The sequence below is a fragment of the Clostridium sp. CTA-5 genome (assembly GCF_054768135.1).
Genome location: NZ_BAAAAT010000001.1, coordinates 19,670 through 35,300 on the forward strand (window position 1 = coordinate 19,670; position 15,631 = coordinate 35,300).

The window sequence follows — 15,631 nt, forward strand, 5'->3', positions numbered from 1 at the left end:
TAAATGTAAAATGTGATTTGATATACACAAATTTTAATTATAAATAAAGGCTATGTTTTAAGTGAAAAAATAAAAAACAGGGGGATGAATAATGGCCATTATAGGAATTGACTTAGGAACTACTAATAGTTTGGTATCTTATTTTACTGAGGATGGACCTGTTATTATACCAAATAGATTAGGAGATTTATTAACTCCGTCTGTAGTAAGTATAGATAAAAATGGACAAATTTATATTGGTAAGATTGCTAGAGAAAGACAGAGTGTTTATCCAGAAAACACTGTTGCAGTTTTCAAAAGAAGTATGGGAAGTGAAAGGGTATTTAAGATTGGAAGTAAAGAGTTTTTATCAGAAGAGTTATCTTCTTTTATACTTCGTTCTTTAAAGGAAGATGCAGAACTTTATTTAAAAGAAGATGTAGTTGAAGCAATTATCAGTGTACCAGCGTATTTTAATGATGCTCAACGTAAAGCAACTAAAAGAGCTGGAGAGCTTGCAGGATTAAAGGTTGAAAGATTAATTAATGAACCAACGGCAGCGGCCATAGCTTATGGGCTTAATCAAAAAAATGATAATACTAAGTTTTTAGTATTTGATCTTGGTGGAGGAACATTTGATGTTTCTATTTTAGAATTATATAAAAATATTATGGAAGTAAGGGCTGTAGCTGGGAATAATTATTTAGGTGGAGAAGACTTTACTGAGATAATTGAAAGCATGTTTATTAATACACATAAATTAGATAAGGAAAAGTTAGATAACAAAACTTTATCTAATATAAGAAGACAAGCTGAAATTACTAAATTGAGCTTTAATAAAGAAAAAGAAGTAGCAATGAAATGTAAGATTAAAGAGGAAATATTAGAATACAAACTAAATTTAGATGATTATGAAAAGTCATGTCAATTAATACTAAAAAAACTTAGAAGACCGATTGAAAGAGCTTTAAGTGACGCATCTATAAAAATTAGAGAAATAGATAGCATAGTTCTTGTTGGAGGAGCAACAAAGCTACCTATTATAAGAAATTTTGTTGCTAAATTATTTGGAAGATTACCTCTTGTTCATATTAATCCTGATGAAGCAGTAGCGCTTGGAGCTGCTATTCAAGGTGCTATGAAATCTAGAGATAAAGCAATTAAAGAAATAGTTTTAACAGATGTATGTCCTTACACTTTAGGTACAAGTATTTCTATTGAAAAAGCTAATGGAAATTATGAAAGTGGACATTTTTATCCAATCATTGAGAGAAATACTATAATTCCTGTTAGTAAGACTGATAGATTATATACGATATATGATAATCAAAGTGCTATATCAGTAAAGGTGCTTCAAGGTGAAAGTAGATTATCTAAAGATAATATTTATCTTGGTGAAATTAATGTACCAGTTCCAAAAGGGAAAGGTGGAGAACAATCTATAGATATACGCTATACATATGATATTAATGGAATATTAGAAGTAGAGGTAAAAGTAGTTAGCACTGAATTTAAGAAAAGAATAGTTATAAAAAATAATTCAAATTCTATGAGTGATGAAGAAGTTGAAAAAAGATTAGAAGAACTTAATGAACTTAAAATTCATCCAAGAGAGGAAGAAGAAAATAAACTTCTTTTATCTAGGGGTGAAAGACTATATGAAGAAAACATAGGAGAGAGAAGAGATTATATAGCTAAAATTCTTGAAGAATTTGAAAATGTATTAGATAAACAAGATAGAAGAGAAGTTGAAAAAGCAGCAAAAGAGCTTAAAGAAATATTAGATAATATTGATTATGACTGGTTATAGGGGGATAGTATGGATAAATGGTTAATACTAGGAATAAAAGAAACTAAAGATAAAAATTTAATTAAGGAAGCTTATATAGAGAAATTGCCTATATATAACCCTGAAGATGATGCTGAAGGATTTCAAAAGTTAAGAAATGCTTATGAAGAAGCTTTAAAAATGGCAGATGAGTGCGATAAGGATGAAGATAAATCACCAGCAGGAATATGGATTAATAAAGTTAAAAAATTATATAATGAGTTTTCTTTAAGGATTGATGAAATATATTGGGAGCAATTATTAGATGAAGATATTTGTTTTCAATTAGATTCAGCAGAAGAAGTTAGTGATAAGTTAGTTACTTTTCTTATGGATAAATATTATATTCCAAGTAAGATATTTAAGTTATTTGATGAAAATTTTAATTGGAGTGAAAAAGAAGAAGAACTTAAACAAAGTTATCCTGAAAACTTTGTTGATTTTTTGATGTATAAAATAAATAGTAATGATGATATAAGATATGATCTTTTTAATTGTGATGAAGACGGAAATTATGATGAATTTATATACCTTTTTTATGAGTTAAGATCAGCACTAAAAGAGGATAAACTAGATGAAGCAAAAAAATTATTAGATAGTGTAGAAGAACTTAATATTGAGCATCCAGATATGACAATATTAAAAATTAAGTATTATCTTTATTCAAAAGAAGTTGAAAAGGCTAAAGTATTAGGAGACGAGTTAATTAAAGAATATGAAGACAAAGATTCTTATTTTATATTAGCACAAGTTGAGTCTTATTTAGGAGAAGACCATATTCAAAATGCCAAGGAATATTATGAAAAAGTTCTTGAAGAGGATAAAGAAAATATAGGTGCTATAAAAGGCCTTGGAGATTGTTATTTTGAATTTGGTGATTATGAAGAAGCAAAAGAGTATTACATAAAAGTATTAGATGTATATCCTTATAATGAATATGTAATGGCATGTGTTCGTAATACTGATTTAAAGCTTATAGAAAAGTATAAAGAAGAAGTTAAAAGTGCAAAAGATAATAAACTTAAATTTAAATTAGCTTGGCTACAATTTCAAGTATATGATTATGAAAATACAAAAGAGACAGCAGAAAGTATAGAACCAGAAGATGATGAAAAGTGCCAATATTATGATTTATTAGGAAGAACTTATTCTGAATTAAAAAAATATGAAGAAGCTTTTACTTTGTTTGAAAAATGGTATGAAATAAATGATGATGAGGATAACACAGCATATATTTGTCTTCAAAAGGGTAAACAGCTTGAAAATTTAAATAAATTGGATGAAGCTTTAGAATTGTACAATAAAGCCCTAGAATTAAATAATAAATATGGAGAAGCTAACTTTAGAAAGTGCAGAGTGCTTAATGAATTAAATAGATATGAAGAGGCTGTATATGCCTGCGATATAGCATTAGAACTTAACGATAATAACGCACACGTGTATTTATGCAAAGGGGAAGCACTTTATAAATTAGGAAACTTTAGAGAATCAATAGAAAGCTTAGATAAATGTATAAGTATATATCCTTATTTTATAGATGCCTACATTATTGAAATTAAAATATATTATAAAGTAGGACAATATGAAAGTGTATTAAGTTTAATAAAGGAAACTGAAGATTATGATATAACAAATAGAGAAGTTCAAATAAATAAGCTTAGAGCATTAATAAAATTAGAAAAATATGATGAAGCTTTTGATTTAGCTAACAAACTTTTAGAAGAGGAAGGAGATAAGGATGAGGTTTACTATGAATTATCTTTATTAAGTTCTTATAAAGAAGATTATGATAAAGCTATTTTTTATGTTAATGAGTGCATAAAAATAAATGAGGATAAATTAAGTAATTATTACTTACGTATGAGTTTATATAGGGATCTTAAAAAATATAATGAGGCATTAAAAGATGCAGACACAATTATAAAAAAAGATCCTAATCAAGATGTTGCTTATGAAAGAAAGGCAATGTTATTCAATGAAATGGGATTATATAAAAAATGCATAAGTTGTTATATAAGAGCTATAAAAATAGATCCCAACTATGATGAATATTATAATAGCCTTGGACAAGTTTATGAAAAAGTGGAAAACTTTAAAGAAGCCTTTAATTGTTATGAGAAAGCTATAGAAATAAATCCTAAACAAGCATATGCATATTGCAATATAGCTAATTTATATGGAAGCTGGCGTGGAGATTATCAAAAGAAGATAGAGTATATAGAGAAACAAATTGAATTTAATAATGACTATGAATATTTTTATAATTCAATAGGTGCTACTTATGCTTATGATTTAGATGATTATGAGAACGCTATAAAATACTTTAATAAAACAATAGTTGTAAATAATGAAAATGACTATGCCTTTGTAAATTTAGGATATTGTTATGGATTCTTAAAAGAGTATACAAAAGCTATTGAGTGTTATACAAAAGGATTAGAAATAACAGGTGGTAATGAATATATATATAATCAACTTGCAAAGTTATATGAAAATGATGTAAATGATTATAATAAAGCAATTGAAAACTATAAAAATTTAATCAAGTTAAACCCAAATAAAGAGGAGATATATTCTGATATTGCAAATTGTTATAGAAAGTTAGGAGATTATAATTCAGCATTAACTTATTATCAAAAACAAATTGAAGAAACTGGAGAAACTGCATATTTATATAATTGCATAGGGGTACTATATGAAATAAGATTTGAAAATTATAAAAAGGCAATTGAAAATTATAAAAAAGCTGTTGAACTTGATCCAATGCATAAGGATGCATATAAAAATATTGGAGATTGTTATGAAAAAGCTTGGGATAATTATAAAGAAGCAATTAAGTATTATAAAAATCAAGAGAAATACTTAGAGGATGAAAGAGAAATTAGTATTAATATAGCAGAGGCATATTATAAATTAGGAAAGAAATTAAGTGCTAAAAAGTATTATAAAAAAGCATTAGAATATTATCTGGAAAAGATTAGAGATGGAGAAAATATTGCGTGTACTTATAAGAGTGTAGCACATTGTTATAGCAAATTAGGAAAGAATGATGAAGCTTATAATTTTTATATAAAGGCAATTGAAACAGCACCAATTGGTTGTGATTGTGATGAGAAAAATTGTCATTCATCTTACTTTGGAATTGGAAAGATATATAAGGAAAAGAAAGACTATGAAAAGGCACTAGAATATTTTGATAAAGCTTTGGAAATAAAATTTGATGATGAATATAAAGAAGAAAAAGATAAGATTTTAGAATTAATTAAAGGATAACACTATATTAAAAAATACTAATATTTTCTTAAAAGTCTATGTTTTAAAACAGTGTTGATATTATAAAAAAGTTATTTAACTTTAGGGATAGGGCTTAAATATTCAATTTATAAGAAAATTAGTGTAATTAATTTATAAATCATTATAAAAAATTCCAAAATAAATAAAAAATGGTTGACAAGAAAAATTAACAGGAATATAATTTTAAACAAGTCACAAATAAATCTAATATATTTTATGTTTTAAAATATAAACATAGTTTTAAAGCATAATGAAATTTTAAGAAAGAATTTTTAAAGGAGGTAGGATTATGTTTACAAAATTAGTAGCGGAATTAATGATTCCAGTAACAGGATTAAAAACAAATAATAATAGTAGCCCTATCTCAAGTAGTGGAGTGTAAATATAATTAGTTTTTACCTTTGCTATAATAAACTTTGATTTTACAAGGTTGTGGGCTATTGCCCATGACCTTTTGTTATTTAAAATTCATTCTAGATAAAATTTTAATGTAATTTTAGGTCATGGGATATCCGTGGCCTTTTTCTTTTGGTCATGGAGGAAATTTTACATTTAGGAGGGGCAAAATGAAAAGGATTTTTAAGTATATTTTCAAATATAAACTATGGGTAATCATAGGAAGTTTGGGGATGATGGGAGTTATTGGATTAGATTTATGTGTACCTTTTCTTCTAAAAGAATTTTTAGATAGAGGGATTACTGGTGGCGAAACACAGGTAGTTAAACCTATTATATTAATACTTTTAGCAATAACAATATTAAAGGCTTTATTAGGATATGTTAAGGAATATCTTTATGATATAGCTAGTAGTGAGGTTCATGAAGAAATAAAAGATGATTTATTTAGTCATATACAGACTTTAGAATTCAAGTATTTTGATGATATGAATACCGGAGAACTTATGTCAAGAATAGGTGAGGATGCTGAAACAATTTGGGAAACCATAGCATTTGGCTTAAGATTTCTTATAGAAAATATATTGTTTTTTGTAGGATCGTCTATCATTCTATTTTATCTAAATTGGAAATTAGCATTAGCATGTATAGTTGTTATGCTTCCAATTGGATTTATTGGGATAAAGCTTGAAAATAAATTTGATGAAACTTATGGGAAAATAAGTGATAAAACTGCCGATATAAATACAGCTGCACAAGAAAATATTGCAGGAGTTAGATTGGTTAAAGCATTTACTAGAGAAAAATATGAGATTAAAAAATTTATGAAGTTAAATAATGAATATTGTGATTTAAATATGGAACAAGCAGATATAATCGGAAGGTACTTTCCACCAATTGAGTTTTTAACTAATGTATCTTTAGTAGTTATGATTGTTTTAGGCGGATATTTTGTAATGGATGGTGAGGTTTCTTTAGGGATATTAATAGCTTTTAGTGGCTATATATGGAATCTTATATGGCCTGTTAGAAATCTTGGAGAACTTTTAAATCTTTTATCAAGAAATGCTGCTTCAGTTAAAAAGATTTTTAATATTATGGATAGAAAATCTGAAATTACAAGTAAAAAAGAAAATTATGCACCTGAAAAAATAAGAGGAGAAATTGAGTTTAAAAATGTAACTTTTAAATATTCTGATGAAGAGGTATTAAAAAATGTTAATCTTAAAATTCCAGCAGGAAGTACAGTAGCAGTCATGGGAACTACAGGTTCAGGCAAAACTTCATTGTTAAGTTTAATTGGTAGACATTATGATATTTTAAATGGCGAAGTTTTAGTAGATGGTGTTAATGTTAAAAATTATGCTTTAAATTCTTTAAGAAATAATATGAGTATAGTACCACAAGATACGTTTCTGTTTTCTGATACTATTATGAAAAATCTTAAATTTAGTAATAGTAGAGCTAGTTATGAAGAAGTTGTTGATGCTTGTAAGGCAGCTTGTTGCTATAAATTTATTGAATCTTTAGAAGATGGATTTGAAACAGAGATAGGGGAAAGAGGGTTAGGTCTTTCGGGAGGACAAAAACAAAGAATAGCTATTGGAAGAGCTCTTTTAAGAAAGTCACCTATATTAATTTTAGATGATGCCACATCTGCTTTAGATATGGAGACTGAACATGAATTATTATCAAATTTAAATAAGAGAAAGATGTCTTGTACAACATTTATTATTGCTCACAGAATTTCAGCTGTAAAAAATGCAGACATAATACTCTATATTGAAGATGGGAAAATAAAGGAGATTGGAAATCATAAGGAATTGCTTAAGAAAAAAGGAGAATATTTTAATATATATTCTGAGCAATTTAAGGATTTTGGTTCACTTGAAAAAGAGGTGATATAATGTCTAGAAATACAATAAAAAAAGATGAAAAAACAACTAGAAGAAGTAAAAAGGAACTTATTAAAAACTTATTAGTTTATTTAAGACCTTATAAGAAAGAATCTTTGCTAGTTATTGTATTAATGCTATATGTAATGCTATGTGGAGTTTTAAATCCATATTTATTAAAAGTAGCTATAGATAATAAGGTTGCTAACGGAGATATAAAAGGATTAATTAATATTGGAATAATTCTTATAGGATTAAACTTGGTTGCATGGATAGTATCCGTGATAAGATGGAAAAAAATATACTTTATTACTAATAATATATTGCTTAATATAAGAGGTGAATTATATACTCATATACAAACTCTTTCTTTTGATTTTTTTGATAGTAGACCAGTAGGAAAGATATTAGCAAGAGTTGTGGGTGATGTTAATTCTTTAAAAAATTTATTTAATCAAAGTATTCAAATGTTAATACCACAAATATTAAATTTAGTTTTGTTATCAATAGCTATGCTGATGCTTAATGTTAAACTTGCTCTTGTATGTATAATTCTTTTACCTATACTAGGTGTAGCTATGTTTTGTATTGAAATATTCTCAAGAAGAAGATGGGAAGTGTATAGAGCTAAAAGATCAAATTTAAATGCTTTTACACATGAAGAATTTTCAGGGGTTAAAGTGGTACAATCTTTTGCAAAAGAAAAAGATACTAATGATGACTTTCAAAAATTAGTAACAGAGCAAAAGAAAAGATGGAATGCCGCAGTTAGACTTAATGATTTATTTTGGCCTTTAGTTGAATTATCATCAGGTATTGCGATTGTAGTAGTACTAGCAGTAGGATATAAATTAGTAATATCAAGAGAGATAGAAATAGGAACTTTAATAGCTTTTTCAATGTATTCAGGTATGTTTTGGAGACCTATAATGAATCTTTCAAGTTTTTATAATACACTAATAACAAACCTTTCAGCAGCAGATAGAATATTTGATATTTTAGATGTTAAACCAGGTATAGTTGATGCATATAACGCTAAAAAAATAGGTGAAATTAATGGTATGGTAGAATTTAAAAATGTTAGTTTTGCTTATGAAGAAGGTAATGATATTTTAAAAAATGTAAGTTTTAAGATTAATCCAGGTGAAAAAATAGCTTTAGTTGGAGCTACAGGTGCTGGAAAATCTACTATTGTTTCATTATTAAGTAGATTTTATGATGTTACTTCAGGTCAAATTTTAGTTGATGGTAAAGATATTAGTAAAGTAGAGCTAGAATCATATAGAAGTCAAATGGGTATTATGCTTCAAGATACATTTCTTTTTTCTACATCTATAATGGAGAATATAAGATATGGCAGACTTGACGCCACTGATGAAGAGGTAATTAAAGCTGCTAAGGCAGTAAATGCTCATGAATTTATTATGAAGCTTGAAAAAGGATATGATACTGAAGTCAATGAAAGAGGTTCTAGATTATCTTTAGGTCAAAGGCAGTTAGTGTCATTTGCAAGAGCTCTATTAGCTGATCCAAGAATATTAATTCTAGATGAAGCAACTTCAAATATTGATACTCAAACAGAAAGATTGGTTCAAGATGGTATAGAAAAATTATTAGAGGGAAGAACTTCTTTTGTTATTGCTCATAGATTATCAACTATAAGAGATTGTGATAAAATTATGGTTGTAGATGATGGAAGAATTATTGAATCTGGTAATCATGAACAATTAATCAATAAAAAAATGGCTTATTATGATTTATATATGGCTCAATATAAGTTTTTAAATCAAGGAGCTTAGAATAAAAGAAACCAATACAAGTTATTTAAATACAATTTAGATATTTAAGAAGTATTAGGAATATATAATAAAGGAACTGTTATATAAAAAATAAATCTAAATTAAAATAAAAATGGATTCGTAAGTAATGCGAATCCATTTTTAAATTTGTGAAGAATTTTAAAATATATTTGAATTTTGAGATGATGGATTAAATCCAGAATTAAGAAAATAGTTTTATAAACTTAAAAGAACAATATAAAAAGGTAAGTTTAAGTAAAGTTAATTATAAATTAGTTGATAATAAAAAAAATAATGTGATATTTTTCAAGTTAAAGATTTTGCATAACGTATTTTTAATAGGAGAATATAATAGGGTAATAATTTTGAAGGAGGTAATCAATATGCCAGGAAAAGCACAAGATTATGTAAATCAAGGAATGGGTACTGTTCAAACAGCAGTAAATGCATTACAACAAGCTATGAATAAAGCAGAAAAGCAAGAAAATAAAGATGTCATTCAAAATGCTATTAGTAGCCTTAATAATGCTTGTAGTTCTTTATCAAATTATAAAGACTAATATAGTTTAAAAATGTTAAAAAGTTTAGATTTAACTGATATTTTAAGTTAAATCTAAACTTTTTAATTTTTTCATTAACTTCTTTTCACTTATAAAGTGTGTAATAGAAATTTTTAAATGTTAACTATCAATTAAGATTCGGGACAGCTACTTTTTTATACAAAATATTGATAAATTCCTAGAATAATTACTATAAATCCACATATCAAGTAAGAATATTTAATAATGAATTTTGAAAAAGAAGTTTTGCTTAAATATTCTCCGACAATAATAGATAATATAGTAACTATAAAATTAAAGAAAACACTAATAGGTATATTTATTCCAATAAGTCCTCCTAAAATTCCAAATCCTAAATTATTTTTTGAAAGATTTAGTGCCAATAATAGAGAGTTTTTAAAACTTATATTGTTGGAATTAGCAACTTTAGAAAAATCTCCTTCGTTTAAAATAACACTAAAGTTAGATGTATTTTCTACATAATAATAAGTATCTTTTCCTAAACGTTTTTTTTGCATTCTTATATATTCTACAAAAAAGTAAATTCCTATAAATATTAAGACAACACATCCAAATAAAACTAAAATTTCATTTAATAAAAACTTTTTAATAAAAACTCCTAAATACATAGAACAAAATGTTGAAATTGTTGTAATAATTGAAATGATTATAATTTGAAATTTGCTAATAGGTATCTTTTTTATTCCTTGAAAGTTTGAAATTCTAAAAGTATCTAAGTTTGATGAAATTGATAGTAATAATGGAGAAAAAAATTCCATATCGTACTCCAAAAACATTGATTTAATATAGTATATTCTTATTAATCAAAAATGACTAAAAAATAGGTCTATTAACAGATAAATAAAAATATATTAAAATAATTAATAAAACGTATGATAAAAGTCGTATTTATTTTACATATAGTTAAAAATATGATAAGATAATTCTAATTATTATTATATGTAAGTTATTTGTAATTAAAAAATAATATTAAAGAGGTGATTTAGATGGGGTTAAGAAAGTAGACAAAAAGATTATATTTATTATAAAAATATATGGAATAATTGAGGGACTGCTTCTCTGTTTTTAAATTGATTTATATTTTAGGCATAATCAAAAAAATAATCAGTGTATTTTGAATTCATTATTTTTATTCATATGCCTTATAACACTTATTTAATTTGGGGAGATGATAAAATGTTAAATTATAAAAAATATAAAAGATTTGAAACAGTTAAGTTGGAAAATAGAAAATGGCCTAATAATGAAATAAAGAAGGCACCTATCTGGTGTAGTGTTGATCTAAGAGATGGTAACCAAGCTCTTATAAATCCAATGACGGTAGATGAAAAATTAGAAATGTTTAAATTACTTGTAAAACTTGGTTTTAAGGAGATTGAGATAGGTTTTCCATCAGCATCTCAAATAGAATATGATTTTTTAAGAAGATTAATTGATGAAAATCATGTTCCAGATGATGTTGTATTACAAGTTTTAACACAGGCTAGACCTCATTTAATAACTAAAACTTTTGAATCACTAAAGGGGCTAAAAAAAGCTATTGTTCATATATACAATTCAACATCAGTACTTCAAAGAGATGTTGTTTTTAATATGAGCAAAGAAGAAATTAAAAAGATTGCTGTAGAGGGAACTGAATTAGTAAAAGAATATTCTAAAGAATTTGATGGAGAGATATTACTAGAATATTCTCCAGAAAGTTTTACTGGTACAGAAGTAGAATATGCTTTAGAAATATGTGAAGCAGTAGCAGATGTATGGGAAGCCAGTAAAGATAAAAAAATAATTATAAATCTTCCATCAACAGTACAAATGGACACTCCTAATATATTTGCAGATCAAATAGAATGGATGTGTAGAAATTTTAAAAACAGGGAAAGAATTATTGTAAGTGTACACCCTCATAATGATAGGGGAACTGGAGTTGCAGATGCAGAATTAGCTCTTTTAGCAGGAGCAGATAGGGTTGAAGGGACTTTATTTGGAAATGGAGAAAGAACCGGAAACGTTGATATTTTAAATATAGCATATAATATGTTTTCGCATGGAGTTAATCCAAATTTAAATATAGAAAATGTCAATGAGATTATTGATGTATATGAGAGATGCGTTAAAATCCCAGTACATGTAAGACATCCATATGCAGGAAAACTTGTTTTTACAGCTTTTTCAGGATCACATCAAGATGCTATTAATAAAGGTATGGACAAGTATAAAGAAAGAGAAAATAAAATATGGGAAGTTCCATATTTGCCAGTGGATCCAAGTGATTTGGGAAGAGAATATGAAGCTTTAGTTAGAATAAATAGTCAATCTGGTAAAGGCGGAGTTGCTTTTGTTATGGATCATTGCTTTGGATTTAAGCTTCCTAAGATGATGCAAAAAGAATTTTCAGATGTAATACAAAAATTATCTGAAGAAAAAGGAGAAATTGCACCCGATGAAATAATGGAACAGTTCACTAAGGAATACTTAGATATTGAACAACCATTTAAGTTAATTAGTTGTATAATTACTGATATAGATGATGATGATTGTACAGAAAATACTAAGGTTGATGTACTATTAATATATAAAGGGGAAGAATTTAAACTTCAAGGTTTGGGTAATGGACCAATAGATTCATTAAAAAGAGCTTTGGTTGCAAGTAAATTAATAGATACTAGAATAATTGATTATAAGGAGCATGCTTTAAGCACTGGATCTGAGGCTAAGGCTGCGGCATATGTGTATATGGAAAGAAATGATACACATGAAAAAACTTTTGGTGTAGGTGTTAATAGTAATATTACAAGAGCTTCAATAAAATCGATATTTAGTGCTCTTAACCGTCTATATTTATAGAATAATAAGTTGAATTTTATAATATTACTTAATCTATTTTAAATAATAACATTTATTTAAAACTTATAATAACAATAAAATATAATTCTTAGTAAACCTTCAAAGTCTTAAAGTGATTCTTGAAGGTTTATTTATGATAATATTTAACTTTAAAAATAAATATAATTTATTCAATAAAATATATTTAAAAATTTGTATAGATATTAGCTTATTAAGTCGAATCATAAAATAAGCTACTATATTTTTTAATAATTTCATGTTATTATTTTAATATACATATTTTAGGATTATGTTGTTTGAAAATAATAATAAATATTAAAATAATACATTAATGTTTATTAAAAACGAAGCAAAAAAGAATAAAATTATGGTGGTGAAGAATGAATAGCATTATTGATCTTAAAGAGATAATAAACATTGAAGCTTTCCAAAATATTCAGGATGACATTGCAAAAGCTTCTGGAATTGCTATTATAACTGTTGATTATAAAGGTAAGCCTATTACAAAACATAGTTGTTGTTCTGAATTTTGTAATATAATACGCAAAGACCCAAAAGAAGGAGAACTTTGTGAAAGATGCGATTCAAGAGGTGGGATTGAAGCTACAAGAACGGAAAAACCATACATATATATTTGTCATAAAGGTATAGTAGATTTTGCAGTTCCTATCATAGTTCGAGGTCAATATTTAGGGGCTATAATGGCAGGACAAGTTTTAATTAATAAAGATGAAGAAAAGTATTTAGAAAAGGTTGTAAATATTAATTCTGATTTAGGTGATAATAAGGACGTTGTAAATGCATATAACAATTTGACAATAATTCCATTAGATAAAATTAAACATATTGCTCAAATGATATTACATTTATCAAAATACATAGTAGAAGAGGGTATGCATAAAATAACGACTAAAAAATTAAGTGAAAGTAATGAAAAAATTACTAAATCGGAAATAAACCAATTAAAATTGCAAAATGAATTAGAAAAGTTAAAATTAAAATCTTTAACTTCTAAGATAAATCCTAATTTTGTATTTGATATTATGAATAATATTTATTCACTTTCACTAATAGAAGATGCAGAACAAACTAGCAATATCACTTATAGGTTCACAAGATTTATTAGAGATACATTTTATAAGTCTAATAAAATAGTTACTATAAAAGAAGAACTTGATTATTGTTTAGAGTATTTAAATTTACAAAAAAATAGATTTGTTCATAGATTAAATTATAATATAAATTTAGAAATTCAAGAAGATTTTAAAGTTCCGTTTATGAGCATATACCCTTTTGTTGAAAACGTTATTCAACATGGGTTAAAACAAAAAGAAGATGTTGGAAATATAGATGTAATTGTGAAAAAAAAAGATGAACATATTATAATTTCTATAATAGATAATGGAATTGGAATATCGAATGAAAAATTAAAAAATCTGAATTTAAAAGAAGATAATTTTACTTGTTCTTCTGGAGGGATAATAGTTGCAAAGCAAAGAATAAAAAATTTTTTTAAGTATGATTATTGTATAAATATAAAAAGTGATTTAGAGATAGGTACTAAAGTTACAATAAGCTTACCAATTGATGAAAGGTAGGTAAATATATGTGTAATGTTATTTTAGTGAATGATGAATGCATTGAATTAGAAGCACTAAAAAAAGTTATAAATAAGACTAGTGCTAAAATAGACATAGTTGGAACAGCTGAAAATGGTAAAAAAGCAATAGAGCTTGATAAAAGACTTAATCCAGATGTAATAATTATTGATAATGAAATGCCTGGAATGAATGGTGTTGAAGCTGCAAAGATTATTAAAGAAAGAGACAAGGATAAGATTATAATATTACTTATGGAATATTATAATTTAAATAATATAAAGAAAAATTTAAATGCAGATGATTATATATTAAAGCCAATAAGTTTAGAGAATTTGTCAGAAGTTTTAAATAAACATATTATAAATTTAGAAACAAATGAAAATAAATTGCTCTCAAAAGAATTATCACTTTTAAATAAAATAATCTCTAATGAAGAAGATATTGCTGATGTATTTAATAATTTACTATATGGATACAAGCTTTTAAGTAATTGGGATATTGATAAATATAAAAGTAGATGTAAAGATCTATTAAATAAAATGATTAATATATTTGTAAGGATTAGAAATAAAAATAAAGTTAGTACAAATATCAATTCATATACAGAGAAAATAGATAATCTTTATAATATATCTAAGATTGATATTATAATGAATGAATTTTTAGATTTTATGTGCAAAGATAATTCAGATGATATTATTAGGCAAAAATTAATTGGGTGTAAAGAAATAAGCAAGGTTTTAAATCCTGTATTAAACTATATAAGCGAAAATTATAGAGAAAAAATAACATTAGAAAGTGGAGCAAAATCTTGTAATTTAAGTATTTTCTATTTTAGTAAATTGTTTAAAAGAGATATAGGAATGAAATTTGTTGATTATATTAATTTATATAAAATAGAAAAGGCTAAAGACTTATTGGTTAATACAGATATGACAATTATAGATATATCTATAAATTTAGGCTATGATGAATCGGGATATTTCTCTAAAGTATTTAAAAAAATAGTTGGTGTTACTCCTTCTGTATATAGAAATAGTAGTAAGTAATACAACTAAATTAAAAGTTATTTGATGATGAGGAAAAATCATTATCAAATAGCTTTATTTTTTACTATGTTTTAATTTTAGATTGATATTATAGATAAAAACGTATGGACAGAGTTAAATTTGTAGTTTGATTATCAATAAATACAAGTTTTAATCACATTATACTTAATGAATCTTAAGCTAAGATTTTTAAATTAATAGATTATTAAATATAACAATTGATAAAAACGTTATCATAACAGCAAAAAATTACTGTATTATAAAAAATAATATAAAAACAGCAAAATAGTACAAATAGTAAACAATATAATTTGTTAAAAAATTATCAATATAATGATAATATTAAATCAATCAAATGAGAGTTG

9 protein-coding genes are annotated in these 15,631 nt (G+C 25.6%); 8 read left to right on the top strand and 1 reads right to left on the bottom strand.

The window, feature by feature from the left end; translation table 11 throughout:
* The first annotated feature begins 91 nt into the window (after window positions 1-91).
* The 5 genes from ACYUET_RS00145 to ACYUET_RS00165 all read left to right on the top strand — a co-directional run bounded on the left by ACYUET_RS00145 (window position 92) and on the right by ACYUET_RS00165 (window position 9,751).
* Window positions 92-1,789 (top strand): Hsp70 family protein, encoded by a 1,698-nt coding sequence (locus ACYUET_RS00145; protein ID WP_460276982.1) that lies wholly within the window; start codon window positions 92-94, stop codon window positions 1,787-1,789.
* 9 nt (window positions 1,790-1,798) lie between these two features.
* Complete coding sequence (locus ACYUET_RS00150; RefSeq protein WP_460276984.1) at window positions 1,799-5,080, top strand: tetratricopeptide repeat protein; 3,282 nt, start codon at window positions 1,799-1,801, stop codon at window positions 5,078-5,080.
* Between the two features lie 587 nt (window positions 5,081-5,667).
* The gene (locus tag ACYUET_RS00155) at window positions 5,668-7,404 is read left to right on the top strand and encodes an ABC transporter ATP-binding protein (RefSeq protein ID WP_460276985.1); all 1,737 of its coding nucleotides are present in this window, start codon (window positions 5,668-5,670) and stop codon (window positions 7,402-7,404) included.
* The gene (locus ACYUET_RS00160) at window positions 7,404-9,191 is read left to right on the top strand and encodes an ABC transporter ATP-binding protein (RefSeq protein ID WP_460276986.1); all 1,788 of its coding nucleotides are present in this window, start codon (window positions 7,404-7,406) and stop codon (window positions 9,189-9,191) included. The genes ACYUET_RS00155 and ACYUET_RS00160 overlap by 1 nt, the downstream gene beginning before the upstream one ends.
* Before the next feature lie 383 nt (window positions 9,192-9,574).
* Complete coding sequence (locus ACYUET_RS00165) at window positions 9,575-9,751, top strand: hypothetical protein (RefSeq protein ID WP_460276988.1); 177 nt, start codon at window positions 9,575-9,577, stop codon at window positions 9,749-9,751.
* 155 nt (window positions 9,752-9,906) lie between these two features.
* Here the strand turns inward: ACYUET_RS00165 and ACYUET_RS00170 are convergent, their stop codons facing one another.
* Complete coding sequence (locus ACYUET_RS00170; protein ID WP_460276989.1) at window positions 9,907-10,530, bottom strand: MntP/YtaF family protein; 624 nt, start codon at window positions 10,528-10,530, stop codon at window positions 9,907-9,909.
* A gap of 418 nt (window positions 10,531-10,948) precedes the next feature.
* Between ACYUET_RS00170 and leuA the strand changes: the two genes are divergently transcribed.
* From leuA to ACYUET_RS00185, 3 genes are all read left to right on the top strand, one after another.
* Window positions 10,949-12,616: a 2-isopropylmalate synthase gene (gene leuA / locus ACYUET_RS00175; RefSeq protein WP_460276991.1), complete on the top strand. Its 1,668-nt coding sequence runs from the start codon at window positions 10,949-10,951 to the stop codon at window positions 12,614-12,616.
* 380 nt (window positions 12,617-12,996) lie between these two features.
* Window positions 12,997-14,214 (top strand): PocR ligand-binding domain-containing protein, encoded by a 1,218-nt coding sequence (locus ACYUET_RS00180; protein ID WP_460276993.1) that lies wholly within the window; start codon window positions 12,997-12,999, stop codon window positions 14,212-14,214.
* A gap of 8 nt (window positions 14,215-14,222) precedes the next feature.
* A complete protein-coding gene (locus ACYUET_RS00185) occupies window positions 14,223-15,266 on the top strand; it encodes a response regulator transcription factor (RefSeq protein WP_460276994.1) in 1,044 nt (347 codons plus the stop codon).
* Window positions 15,267-15,631: the final 365 nt, after the last annotated feature.

Excerpts from the sequence above, each read along its gene's own strand:
- ACYUET_RS00145 (WP_460276982.1), top strand. The coding sequence starts at position 92 with ATGGCCATTATAGGAATTGACTTAGGAACTACTAATAGTTTGGTATCT.
- ACYUET_RS00150 (WP_460276984.1), top strand. The coding sequence starts at position 1,799 with ATGGATAAATGGTTAATACTAGGAATAAAAGAAACTAAAGATAAAAAT.
- ACYUET_RS00155 (WP_460276985.1), top strand. The coding sequence starts at position 5,668 with ATGAAAAGGATTTTTAAGTATATTTTCAAATATAAACTATGGGTAATC.
- ACYUET_RS00160 (WP_460276986.1), top strand. The coding sequence starts at position 7,404 with ATGTCTAGAAATACAATAAAAAAAGATGAAAAAACAACTAGAAGAAGT.
- ACYUET_RS00165 (WP_460276988.1), top strand. The coding sequence starts at position 9,575 with ATGCCAGGAAAAGCACAAGATTATGTAAATCAAGGAATGGGTACTGTT.
- ACYUET_RS00170 (WP_460276989.1), bottom strand. The coding sequence starts at position 10,530 with ATGGAATTTTTTTCTCCATTATTACTATCAATTTCATCAAACTTAGAT.
- leuA (WP_460276991.1), top strand. The coding sequence starts at position 10,949 with ATGTTAAATTATAAAAAATATAAAAGATTTGAAACAGTTAAGTTGGAA.
- ACYUET_RS00180 (WP_460276993.1), top strand. The coding sequence starts at position 12,997 with ATGAATAGCATTATTGATCTTAAAGAGATAATAAACATTGAAGCTTTC.
- ACYUET_RS00185 (WP_460276994.1), top strand. The coding sequence starts at position 14,223 with ATGTGTAATGTTATTTTAGTGAATGATGAATGCATTGAATTAGAAGCA.